We start from the raw sequence: 11,694 nt of genomic DNA, 5'->3' as shown, positions 1-11,694 counted from the left end.
AGGGAAGACCGGGTGCGCGCTGCACCCGCGGTCCCGCGTGCGGTTTGCACAAAACAAAATGCACACGAGCATACAGGTCCAGCGGAGAACACCCGGCCTTCCCTGCGCAATGGCTTTACGGCTTATATCGTGCTCTCCCTGGTGAACGGGCTTTCTTGCCACCATTGCTCCCGATCAGCTTTTGGCTTCTCAAGAACGTGACGCCAGCAACGGGGCGTCAGGACCACACGACTTCGCCGTACGCCTCAGTGCCGTTCGTCGCCAGCACATCAGCGTCCACCGCAACCCGTCCAACGTCCGTGACGACGGCCGACGCCCTCTGAGTGGGACGGGATGGCCAAACATATGCCCCTGATTTGCCTTTCTGGTAAACAGAAATATTTTTTGTTTCAGGGCTTGACACGATTTCCGAAAATCGGAACTGATTTGCCCGTCGGGCCGATTTGTCGCAGCCAACCGTCATTGCGAGCGGAACATTCGCCGTTCGAATTTCTGCAGCGCCGGCCTCGGCTTCAGGCAACACGACACCGCCAAATGTGAGCGCCATCGCCAGCATTACGACCTTGCGACGAACCTGTCTCAAATCGATTTCGAGGCCTGCAAGCCCGCTCACATGAAAAAAACACACAAACACATCAGATTAAGAACACACAAACAGATCAGATTGCACTTACCAAACCAAAATGCGGCGGGAACAATCCGGTCCTGTCGGCATTATCGTCAACGCTTCGAATTCCGGGAGACTTCCATGAAAACGGCAAAGATCATGCTGGCTGGACTGGCCGCCCTTACCCTCGTTTCAGCGGCCTCAGCCCAGCAAGCGATGACGGGAACGGTCACGCGAATTGACCGGACCGACGGGACGATCGCAATCCAGTTGCACCGGACGCCAACGCAGAGCGGCACCGTCGGCGCCAACACCGCCGGTGCTAAAACAGACGGTCCTGCCGAAGAGCTCAAGACCAAGATCCAGGGCAATCTGTTGAACGTCCTGCACGCCGGCGACCGGGTCAAGTTTACGCTCAGCGACGCGGGCGGGACCAAAACCATCACCAATGTCGAGCGACCGTAACTGACGGGCACGCACAGCCAAATCGAAACGCAAAAAGGGCCGCGGCAACATCGCGGCCCTTTCTCCTGGAAGGGTCTGTCGTTACTCCGTGCAGACCTTGGTCGTCTTCATGCCGGTCTCGGCTTCCGTCTTGGTCTTGAAGATGCCGTTGTCGACGATGGTGGTGGTCGTGCTGGTCGGCTTGGTTTCGACCACGGTGCACTTCTTCGTGGTGCTGTCGCGAACCACGTAATATTCGGCAGCCATCGCGGTCCCGGCTACGCTCGTTGCGGCAAACGCCAGCGCGCCGATCAGGGGATTGCGCCGCTCACCGTGTCGGATGACGGGGTGACCCAGGTCAAGCACGGACGTGGGCACGGTCACGGGCATCGCATGGGCCGCGGTGGCCGAGGTCACCATTACGGTTGGGGCCGGGGTCGCGGGCACCATTACGGCTGGCGTCATCACCGTCGTCACTACTGAAACGCTGATTCGCCCGGTGCTGCTTTCATCGATCCATTGCCCCGACGAAAGCAAGCACCGGCGGTATGGACGGTCGCGCCGACAGGCGCGGCCAGTTCAGTTTTCTGACGCCGGTCAGCCCAGTTCCATCTCGACGGCGATCCGGATCAAGTCGGAATGGTTCTTGGCGCCGAGTTTCTGCTTCAGCAGCGAGGTGGTGTTGGCCACGGTCTTGTAGGAAATATCGAGCGCGTCGGCGACTTCGACGATTTTGTCGCCGCGGCCCAGCAGGCGCAGGATTTCCAGTTCGCGCGCGGTCATTTGCGAGGCCGGATTGGCCTTGATGGAAGCGCCCGAGAAAGTCACCGCCTCCGCCAGTTGCGGCGAGATGAAATTCTCTCCCGAAGCCACCTTGCGAACGGCCTTTACCAGCGTCCGCGGATCGTCGCCCTTGGCGACGTAACCCTGCGCGCCCATCTCCACCGCGCGAACCACGAAGGCAGGGTCGTCATTCATGCTGAACATGATGATTTTGGCGTCCGGATCCTCCTTGCGGATCCGTCGCATCAGCTCAAACCCCGAGACGTCGGGAAGTTTGATATCGATGATTGTGACATCCGGTCGTCGCGTCATAAAGGCCTTGTGACCGGATTTTGCGTCCGCGGCCTCGTCAATTTTCACCGTAGCGTCCGATGCAAACAGCGAACGGCATCCGGAAACGACCACAGGATGGTCGTCGACGATCAGGATCCTGGTTGCCGATTTGGCGATGTTCTGCATCCTTGCAGCCCCATTTGGGATAAATAGGCATTTCGCGATAATTGAAAAGAGAAACCTGCGCTACGGGAGTTAGAATAGTCCGAATGTGGCAGAATCTTTCCCTTCGCATGCGGCTGATTCTCCCACTCGGCACCATGTTCGTGGCCGCGCTGCTGCTCGGGGCCGTTTCGCTGCAGCTTTTCGCTCCGGCTCAACTGGTGGATGAAAGCGAGCCGGCATCGCGGTCGGCAAAGGTGGTTGCCGAGGCGCTCAACAGCGCGCTGCTGACGACCGCCAACCCGCAGCAAACGCTCGACGCATTTGTGCAGGCGCTGGGCACATCCGAAGCCATCCGCTTCCGCCGTACCGGTACAGAGACGACCACGCCGTCGCCGGCGGAGATACGCACCCCCCTTGGACGCGTGCCGCACTGGTTCGTCGATCTTCTCGGCCTGCCGGAGATCGGCGCCTCGTTTCCGGTGAGGATCGATGGAAAGCAGGTCGGCGACATCCTGTCTTCACCCGATCTTTCAGCCGACATCTACGAGAAATGGGTCGGCTTTCTCGCCCTCATTTCATCCGTCATCGCCCTGATGCTCGTGACCGGCATTATCGCCTATTTGACCGCAGGAACCGTGGTCGACGCGCTGCGGAATCTGGGTGAAGGCCTGACCCGGATGCGGACGGGGGACTATCAGCACCTGATCGCGGCGACGGGTCCGCCGGAGATTCGCAAGAGTTCCGAACTGGCCAATGAACTCGCACGCACGCTGAACCAACTGAGCCAGGACAATCGCAGCCTGCTGCGGAAGGTCGTCTCGCTGCAGGACGATGAGCGCCGCGACATCGCGCGCGACCTTCATGACGAGCTCGGGCCATTGTTGTTCGGGATCCGGGCCAACGCGGTGGCGCTACAGGATGGCGCGGCACAGCACAAGAAGCTCGGCGCTTCGGTCGAGGCGATGCTTAAATCGGTCGAGGCGTTGCAACTTGCGAACCGCCGTATCCTCGACCGGTTGCGGCCGCTTCACATCCAGGAACTCGGACTCGAGAAGAGTGTCCAGACCCTGCTGCAGTATGCGCGATCGCAGGCGCCCGGCCTCAAGTTAAATGTGCGGATCGATCCCGGTCTGAACGACGTCGACGGGCTGCTTTCCCAGACCATCTACCGGGTTATCCAGGAGGGCGTGACCAATGTCCTCAGGCACGCCAATGCCAGCGCGATAAGCGTGGAAGCCGCGATCGAAGGAAACCAGGTATTGGTGGAAATTTCCGACGATGGCGTTGGATTTACGCCGGACCAACCCTTTGGCCGTGGACTGACGGGAATGCACGAGCGCGTCCGGGCGCTGAGCGGGACATTCGAATTCAAGCGGCAGGACAGTCGGACCTATGTCCGATGCCGTTTGCCGGCTGGCGTGTGAGGCGCACTGCCGGCCCATGCAGCGAAGGAAGCAGCGCGAAAGAACATCAGGTTGAAAGCTGGAGTGGCGACCGCGACCGCGTCGTCACCAGGCGTGATCCCGCGCACCAACGACATCCGGCGCCGTTGCCGGCGCGTACGGGCCGCAACGTGTTTGTAGAATCTTCCCGGAAGCGTCGAACGTGAAGACGATGCGAACGGGCTTGCCTTCGAAACTCAGGTAATCGAGCATGACCCCGTCGGCAGAAGGCGTGATCTCTTCCAGTCCAAAGGCATTGGGCGAGAACGCCTCGAGCCGGGGCCGCCAATACGATTCCAGCGCAGCCCGGCCCGCATAGGTGTTTCCGCCGTCGCAGTTACATTCGAGGCTTGCCTCGGACGCGTACAGGTCGAGCAGCGGGCCAAGCTCATGTCGCCGGCAGGCATCGAGCCAATCGACGACAACGGCCACCTGATCGATATCCTTCACGATATCCTTGGCAATATCCTTGGGCCGGTTCGACATGTCCATTGGCTGCACCGACCGGTTAGCCGCAATTCAGTTTGGAACCAAAAACTATCTGGATCCCCGGAAGTTCCAGGCGCGAGGCGGTCAATGATGCGTCACCCCGACACTCGGCGTGGCTCGTCATCCGCTCGGAGGCCGCGGCAGGTATTGATCAGCGGATTCAAGACAACCGTGCTTTCGAACCAGCAATCTCTGGTAGCGGCAATCCGTGCAAACGGTGAGCACGCGGATTCAAGCGTGGCAGCCCGTTCGCACCGCCGCTGTGCTTGCAGCCACATCGACTGCATGCGGCCCGCGTCCGCCTACGCCACAATGCGGATTGACTAGCCTCCGACGCCGCGCCCATAATCCCGATGCAAGGGGCTTTCTGCACGTACCGACCACAAGAGTCGTGACAGTCTGGTGCAAAGGCGGGGTAACGGGCTTGTCGGCATCGCGGCGTCCAATGTTCGGCGAGCAACAGCGGTTCATGCTGTTTCTCATTGCGCCGGCGGCACTCTTGATGCTGCTGTTTCAGGTGCTGCCGATCGTGATCGGCGCCAATGCCAGCTTTCGCGACTGGGCGCTCTATAACCCGAAGAAGATATGGGTCGGCTTCAGTCACTATTACGCGGTGCTGTCGGATCCGGCGTTTCTCTACGTGGTGCTGCCGAACACCTTCCTGTTCATGATCCTGAGCGTGGCCGGGGCGCTGGTGGCGGGACTGGCGCTGGCGCTGCTGCTCAACCGCCCGTTTCGTGGGCAAAAACTGGTGCAGACCATCCTGCTGGTGCCGCTGATGGTGGCGCCGGTCGTGGCCGCAATCATGATCCGCTGGATTTTCAACGACCAGTTCGGCATCGTCAACGCGGTGCTGGAGGCGATCGGGCTGGAGGGCCAGCCGTGGCTGGTGCAGCGCTGGAGCGCCTTCGGCATTATCCTGCTCACCGACATCTGGCTGTGGACGCCGTGGTTCACGCTGCTGCTGCTCGCCGGCTTACAGAGCCTGCCGAAGGAGCCGTTCGAGGCCGCCGCGATCGACGGCACCACGACCTGGCGCGTGTTCAGATTCCTGACCCTGCCGATGCTGCGCCCTGTCATCGTGGTGTGCGTGGTGATCCGCGCCATCGACGCCTTCCGCACCTTCGACATCGTGTGGACGCTGACCGGCGGCGGGCCGGGCCGCTCGACCGAGCTGTTCAGCCTCTATGCCTATGTGCACGCGTTCCTCAACCTCGATCTCGGCCGCGGCTCGGCGGCGGCGATCATCGGCGGGCTCATCATCCTCGTGATCGGCGTGGTGCTCTACCGCCTCGTCGACCGCATCGCAAAGGCATGAGCCCAAGGGACTTAGCCCAAGGAATTTCCAATGCCGATCGTAGCCCGCCCCGATTTCCTGCCGGGATTGCCGAAATGGAGCCGCAAGACGCTGTTCGCGCTGGCGCTGTTCGGCATCTGCTTTGCGTTCGCGTTTCCGGTGCTGTGGCTGATCCTGACCTCGCTGCGGCCGGAGTCCGGCGTCTATTACGTCCATCGCGGCACCGAGTTCACGCTCGGCAGCTTCGCCGAGGTGCTGAGCGACGACCGCATCGTGTCGGCCTTCCTCAACAGCGCGTTGATCTCGACACTGGCGACCATCTTCTCGCTGCTGGTCACCGTCTCGAGCGGCTACATGCTGTCGCGCTTCACCGGGCCGGCGTCGCGGATCTGGTTCGGAACGATCTATGTGTTCCGCTGCGTGCCTTATATTTCCTGGGTGCTGCCGCTCTACTTCGTGACCCAAAGCTGGGGCATCTACGACACCTATACCGGCCTGCTGCTGCCGCATGTCGCGGTGCATATCTGCTTCTTCTCATGGCTGATGAAGGGGTTTTTCGACGGCATCGATCCCAGCATGGAATACGCCGCGATGATCGACGGCTGCACGCGCTGGGGCGCCTTCATCCGCGTCGCCATACCGTCGGCGCTGCCGGCGATCTCGGCGCTGGCGGTGCTGTGCTGGCTGTTCACCTGGAACGAATTCCTGTTCGCGCTGATCCTGACCGGCAACCGCGTGCCGATGATCACGGTGGTGATGGCGCAGTTCGTCACCGAGATGGGACTGCGCTGGAATTTGATGGCGGCGACCGCCGTGATGGCGCTGGTGCCGGCGTTCCTGGTGGCGCTGTTCGGGCAGAAATATGTGATCCGGGGACTGCGTATCTAGAAACGACGGGGACGCTGAATACGACGAGGGAAGAACACCAAAAACGAGGGAGGGAAGCGATGAAGCAACTGACAAAACTGGCTGTCGCAACGACGGTGGCCCTGTGGGCCGCCGCGGGAAGCGCGAGCGCCCAGGTGACCGAACTGCGGATCGGCTACCAGCCGAGCCCGATCCAGGATGCCTCGATCGCGATGTTCGAGGCCTGGGGCGCCAAGAACAACGTCAAGATCGTCAAGGTGCCGAACTCCTACGGCGTCTATGTCGAGAAGATGACGGCGTCGCTGACCTCGAACTCGGACCAGTACGACGTGATCTGGCACAATGACGATTGGGGCCAGACCTGGGCGCATTTGCTGGAGCCGACCGATGACGTCGCCGCCAACAAGTTTGCCGACAAATGGAGCATGGCGCCGGTCGTGTTCGCCAACGCGCAAGGCCAGAACACGGTCGTGCCGATGGGCCAGACCTTCAGCGTGTTCTTCTACCGCTCCGACCTCGTCAAGCCGGAGGACGTGCCGAAGACGCTGGAGCAACTCGTCACGACGAGCAAGAAGCTGCAGGCGGACGGCAAGGTCAAGTTCGGCTATGTCGGCGGCATGTCGATGAACAACAGCTGGTTCAGCTGGTTCTGGTCGATGTGGGGCAACAATTGCGACGTGCTGCTGCCGCCCTATGAGCGCGACAACGCCAAGCTCGCCGCTGCGGGGTGGAAATCCGGCATGACCGAGCCGTGCATGCAGAAGACGGTCGAATATTGGTGGGATGCGATCAACACCCACAAGATCGTGCCGCGCGGCATGCCGGCCTACGACCGCAACGAGGCCAACGCCGTGTTCATGGCCGGCGACGCCGCATTCACGGTCGCGGACTCGCTGTGGTGGGGCACGTTCAACGATCCGGCCAAGTCGAAGATCGCAGGCAAGGTGGCCGCCACGCGCTTCCCGCTCGGTCCCGACCGCGCCAAGCCGTTCGCCTGGGATGATATCTGGGGCTGGGCGATCCCGAAATCGATCGCGCCTGAGCGCAAAAAGGCCGCCAAGGCGATGCTGGAAGCCATGATGCTCGACAAGGAAGGCCAGAAGAAGCTGTTCAAGCTGACCGGCGCGCCGCCGCCCAACACCGAGTTCTGGGCCGAAATCGCGGCGGAAGATGCGTTCATGAAGCTGCTCAAGGAATCGGTGCTGGATTCGCCGGACAAGGTGCGCGGTGCCTATTACTTCCCGCAATGGCCCGCCGTGCACAAGGCGTTCAACGACACCGTCACCAAGGCCGTCACCGGCAAGCGCGAGGATATCGCCAAAGTGCTGGCCGAGGGCGCGCCACTGGTCAGCAAGGCGGCGCAATAGTCGATAAGCAAAATCCCGCCGCGGGAAATCGCGGCGGGATTGTTTTGGGTCCACTTTGAATCTGTAACGGCGGGTAAATGGCAGCGATTTCACTCAGCAAGCTCAACAAGCATTATGGCTCGCTGTTCCACGCCGTAAAGGACGTCGATCTCGAGATCGCCGACAAGGAGTTCGTGGCGCTGGTCGGCCCGTCCGGCTGCGGCAAGTCGACGACGCTGCGCATGATCGCAGGGCTGGAGGACATCACCAGCGGCGACATCCGCATCGGCAACCGGATCGTCAACGACCTGCCGCCGCGCGACCGCGACATCGCGATGGTGTTCCAGAACTACGCGCTCTATCAGCACATGAGCGTCTACGACAATCTCGCCTTCGGCCTGCGCAACAAGAAGACTTCCGAAGCCGAAATCAAGACCGCGATCGACCGCGCGGCAAACATGCTCGGACTGCACGAATTGCTGGCGCGCAAGCCGAAGCAATTGTCCGGCGGACAGCAGCAGCGCGTCGCGCTCGGCCGCTGCATCGTGCGCAATCCGGAAGTATTCCTGTTCGACGAGCCGCTGTCGAACCTGGATGCCAAGCTGCGCGCGCAGATGCGGATCGAGATCAAGCGGCTGCACGCCGCCATTCCGACCACGTCTGTTTTCGTGACCCACGACCAGGTCGAGGCCATGACGCTGGGCGACCGGGTCGTCATCATGCGCGACGGCCGGGTGCAGCAGGTCGGCACGCCGCTGCAGGTCTACGGCAAGCCCGCCAACAAATTCGTCGCCGGTTTCATCGGCGCGCCCGCGATGAATTTTGTCAGCGTCACCGTGCGCAGCGATGGCGGTGCGACGACGGTCGAGGCTGATGGCCTCAAGCTGACGGTTAGCGGCGCCGATGCGCGCGCGCTCGCGGCCTATCACGGCAAGCCCGTGATCATGGGGGCGCGGCCTGAACATCTCGCGCTCGGCGAGGGCGCGCCGGGCGCCAGCTTTGACGCCCATGTCGAAGTCGTCGAGCAGCTCGGCTCCGAGATCCTGCTCGAGACCCGCGTGGGGAGCCACGGCATCACGGTGGCCCGCGTCCCCGCGGAGACGGTGATCGCGCGTGGCGATCAGGTCCGCGTCTCGGCCCAGCCCGGCCGGCTGCATTTCTTCGATCCGGAGACGGAATTGCCGATTACGGGTTAAGCGACGTCACTTCGCAGGGTGGGCAAAGGAGCGCTTGCGACGTGCCCACCATCGTTCGGCGAATGCTGCGCGAAGTGGTGGGCACGCTTCGCTTTGCCCACCCTACGAAATAACACCCTCACCGCTTCACGGCACCGGTCGGGCTGGCAAACCCTTCCATGGTCCGGATCCGCTTTTCCAGCCACCAGCCATATTCGGGCGCCCAGTCCTCGAATCTGCGGTTGATGCCGAGATCATGGGCCCAGTGATGGGCGATGTTGGGGTTGTACTGCGATTGCCGCCCGACCGCGATCAGATCGGCCTGGCCTTTTTCCAGCACCGCTTCGGCCTGCTCGGCCTCGAGGATAATGCCGACCGCCATGGTCGCGATGTCGACTTCCTTGCGGACCCGTTCGGCATAAGGCACCTGGAAACCGAGGCCGCGCGGCACTTGTGCCGCCGTCGCCGAGCCCGAGATGCCGCCGGAGGAACAGTCGACCACATCGACGCCGCGCGCTTTCAATTCATGCGCCAGCGCCACCGTGTCATCCATGTTCCAGCCGTTCTGCGCGCCGTCGACCGAGGACACGCGCACGAACAGCGGCATCGTGTCCGGCATCTGTTGCCGCACCGCCTCGACGATGTCGAGCGGCAGCCGCATGCGGCCGTTGCGGTCGCCGCCATACTCGTCGTTGCGGGTGTTTGAAATCGGCGACAGGAACGAGGCCAGCAGATAGCCATGGGCCATATGAACCTCGATCACGTCGAAGCCCGCCTTGACCGCGTTTTTCGCGGCGTGCGCCCAGGTCTTCACCATGGCGCGGCAGTCTTCGGCGGTGAGCTGGCGCGGCGTCAGCCATCCCGGCGCCACCGGCTCGCTGGTCGGACCGACCGGCTGCCACAGCTTGGCACCGGCCTTGATCTCTTCCGGCGTCAGCGGACCCATGCCGTCCATCGCCTTTTGCGAGGACGATTTGCGGCCGCCATGCGCGAGCTGAAGACCGATCGCGGTGTTCTCCCGCCTCATGAATGATATCAGCGGCTTGAAACTTTCGACCTGGGCCTCGTTCCAGATGCCGAGATCGAACTCGTTGATCAGGCCGACTTCCTCGACGCCGGTGGCCTCGACGAACACCAGACCAAAACCGCCGAGCGCGTAACGGCCGAGATGCACCTGATGAAACATGCCGCAGGTCGCACCGGGATCGGCGCGGTAATGCACCATCGGCGGCACCACCAGGCGGTTCTTCAGCGTCAGATCGCGGATCTTGAACGGCTGGAACAGCAGGGGGCGTGCGGGTTCGGCGGAGGGCGCGTCTGACATCGGTGGCCTGTGGCGTGAACTGCGGGTAGCGAATGATCCATTATTTGAAATCCACGGTCCAGCCAGCCCTTGCATGTCATGCATGCAGCGACGCTTCGGCCCCCTAGTCGCCACCGACATCGACATCGAGGCTGGCGGCCTTCAGTGAGGCGATGGTCGCCTCAAGATGGGTCCGGTCTCGGGTTTCGATGACAACCTCAAGGACCACCGCCTTGGCTGGCAGGTCGGTGAAGATGCGTTGATGCGACACCTCGACGATATTGGCGCCTGCCTTGGCGAGGACGGCGACAACTGTGCCGAGCTGTCCGGGCCGATCCACGATGTCGAACTTCAGCTTCGAAAGCCGGCCTTCCCTCGCGAGTTGACGCGTCAGCACACCGGACAGGAGCCGCGTGTCGATATTGCCGCCGCTCAGCACCAGGCCGAGCGAACGGCCCTTGAAGCGGGCCTGATCGGCGAGTACGGCCGCCAGGCCCGCCGCCCCCGCGCCCTCGGTCACCGACTTCTCGATGGTGATGAAAAGGCTCAACGCGTGCTCAATCTGCTGTTCGGTGACGAGCACGATATCATCGACGAGCGCGCGCACGATCTTCGACGTGATCTGACCGGGCGCCTTGACGGCAATGCCCTCCGCGAGCGTATCACCGCGCATCGGAAGATGTTCCCCCTTGATGAGGTTGTACATCGAGGGATAAAGCGCGGCCTGAACGCCGACGATCTCGATATCCGGCTTGAGGGTCTTGGCGGCAACGGCCATGCCGGATATCAGGCCGCCGCCCCCGATTGGAACAATCAGGACGTCGAGATCGGGCACCGAAGCCAGCATCTCGAGCGCGATGGTACCCTGACCGGCGATGATCATCGGATCGTCATAGGGATGGATATACGTCAATCCCTGTTTTCGACCGTACTCGGTGGCGAGGGCGGCGGTATCCTCCAGCGTCGCCCCACCCTCGATCACGGTCGCACCGTGCCGGCGCGTGTTCTCGATCTTCACAGTTGGAGTTCCCACCGGCATGAAGATGGTTGCAGGGATCGAGAGGCAGGCCGCGTGATAGGCCACGCCCTGTGCGTGGTTGCCCGCCGAGGCGGCTGTCACACCGCGCCGCCGTTCGTCGGCCGATAACGCAGACAGCCGATTGAGCGCGCCGCGCTCCTTGAACGTCGCCGTAAACTGCAGGTTTTCGAATTTCAGCCATACGTTCGCGCCCGTGATGTCGGACAACGTACGACTAGGCTCGAAGCTCGTCCGCTTCACGAAGCCGGCGAGCACGCCTGCCGCCGCCTCGATATCGCGAAGGGTAACCGGCAGGTGCGCGAGGGAAGCTTTCAACGTCTCGGTCATGGTCATCGAATCTCTGCTGACACGTTCCACGCAGTAAGGGCAACGACGGCGGGCTATGGCTACGCTAATCCGCGCTATGAAGCCATTTCAGGAAAAAATACAGTGGCTTCGTAGGGTGGGTTAGCGAAGGCGTAACC

The 11,694-nt window shown here is 62.2% G+C and carries 12 protein-coding genes; 6 read left to right on the top strand and 6 right to left on the bottom strand.

The features are described from left to right. Window positions 1-217: 217 nt before the first annotated feature. Window positions 218-628, bottom strand: coding sequence for a hypothetical protein (locus tag JQ567_RS10340; RefSeq protein ID WP_212438699.1), 411 nt, complete (start codon window positions 626-628; stop codon window positions 218-220). Window positions 629-748: 120 nt separating this feature from the next. Here JQ567_RS10340 and JQ567_RS10335 point away from each other — a divergent pair, with 120 nt between their 5' ends. Next, window positions 749-1,072 (top strand): hypothetical protein, encoded by a 324-nt coding sequence (locus JQ567_RS10335; protein WP_212438698.1) that lies wholly within the window; start codon window positions 749-751, stop codon window positions 1,070-1,072. Window positions 1,073-1,153: 81 nt separating this feature from the next. On the opposite strand, the gene JQ567_RS10330 is transcribed toward JQ567_RS10335, so the two are convergent. Both JQ567_RS10330 and JQ567_RS10325 read right to left on the bottom strand, forming a co-directional pair. Further along, window positions 1,154-1,516: a hypothetical protein gene (locus JQ567_RS10330; RefSeq protein WP_212438717.1), complete on the bottom strand. Its 363-nt coding sequence runs from the start codon at window positions 1,514-1,516 to the stop codon at window positions 1,154-1,156. A 132-nt stretch (window positions 1,517-1,648) separates the two neighbouring features. Beyond that, complete coding sequence (locus JQ567_RS10325; protein WP_212036681.1) at window positions 1,649-2,293, bottom strand: response regulator transcription factor; 645 nt, start codon at window positions 2,291-2,293, stop codon at window positions 1,649-1,651. Window positions 2,294-2,427: 134 nt separating this feature from the next. Here JQ567_RS10325 and JQ567_RS10320 point away from each other — a divergent pair, with 134 nt between their 5' ends. Continuing rightward, entirely contained in the window at window positions 2,428-3,696 is a 1,269-nt protein-coding gene (locus tag JQ567_RS10320) for an ATP-binding protein (RefSeq protein ID WP_312017378.1), read from the top strand. A gap of 84 nt (window positions 3,697-3,780) precedes the next feature. Here JQ567_RS10320 and JQ567_RS10315 read toward each other — a convergent pair whose 3' ends face one another. Beyond that, complete coding sequence (locus tag JQ567_RS10315) at window positions 3,781-4,206, bottom strand: nuclear transport factor 2 family protein (RefSeq protein WP_249165367.1); 426 nt, start codon at window positions 4,204-4,206, stop codon at window positions 3,781-3,783. Window positions 4,207-4,672: 466 nt separating this feature from the next. On the opposite strand from JQ567_RS10315, the gene JQ567_RS10310 reads away from it, so the two are divergent. From JQ567_RS10310 to JQ567_RS10295, 4 genes are all read left to right on the top strand, one after another. Next, window positions 4,673-5,521: a carbohydrate ABC transporter permease gene (locus tag JQ567_RS10310; RefSeq protein ID WP_249165366.1), complete on the top strand. Its 849-nt coding sequence runs from the start codon at window positions 4,673-4,675 to the stop codon at window positions 5,519-5,521. Between the two features lie 30 nt (window positions 5,522-5,551). Further along, window positions 5,552-6,388 carry a carbohydrate ABC transporter permease gene (locus tag JQ567_RS10305; protein WP_212438696.1) on the top strand — a complete coding sequence of 279 codons (837 nt, stop codon included), beginning with the start codon at window positions 5,552-5,554 and terminating at the stop codon, window positions 6,386-6,388. A 59-nt stretch (window positions 6,389-6,447) separates the two neighbouring features. Next, entirely contained in the window at window positions 6,448-7,734 is a 1,287-nt protein-coding gene (locus JQ567_RS10300; protein ID WP_212438695.1) for an ABC transporter substrate-binding protein, read from the top strand. A 77-nt stretch (window positions 7,735-7,811) separates the two neighbouring features. Beyond that, entirely contained in the window at window positions 7,812-8,909 is a 1,098-nt protein-coding gene (locus tag JQ567_RS10295; protein WP_212438694.1) for an ABC transporter ATP-binding protein, read from the top strand. Between the two features lie 118 nt (window positions 8,910-9,027). Here JQ567_RS10295 and JQ567_RS10290 read toward each other — a convergent pair whose 3' ends face one another. Then, entirely contained in the window at window positions 9,028-10,212 is a 1,185-nt protein-coding gene (locus JQ567_RS10290; RefSeq protein WP_212438693.1) for an NADH:flavin oxidoreductase/NADH oxidase, read from the bottom strand. Window positions 10,213-10,315: 103 nt separating this feature from the next. Further along, entirely contained in the window at window positions 10,316-11,557 is a 1,242-nt protein-coding gene (locus JQ567_RS10285) for a threonine ammonia-lyase (RefSeq protein ID WP_212438715.1), read from the bottom strand. Window positions 11,558-11,694: the final 137 nt, after the last annotated feature.

Source organism: Bradyrhizobium sp. AUGA SZCCT0431 (genome assembly GCF_018131065.1).
In the GTDB taxonomy this organism is placed as follows: domain Bacteria; phylum Pseudomonadota; class Alphaproteobacteria; order Rhizobiales; family Xanthobacteraceae; genus Bradyrhizobium.
This window is presented reverse-complemented; position numbering and strand designations above follow the sequence as displayed.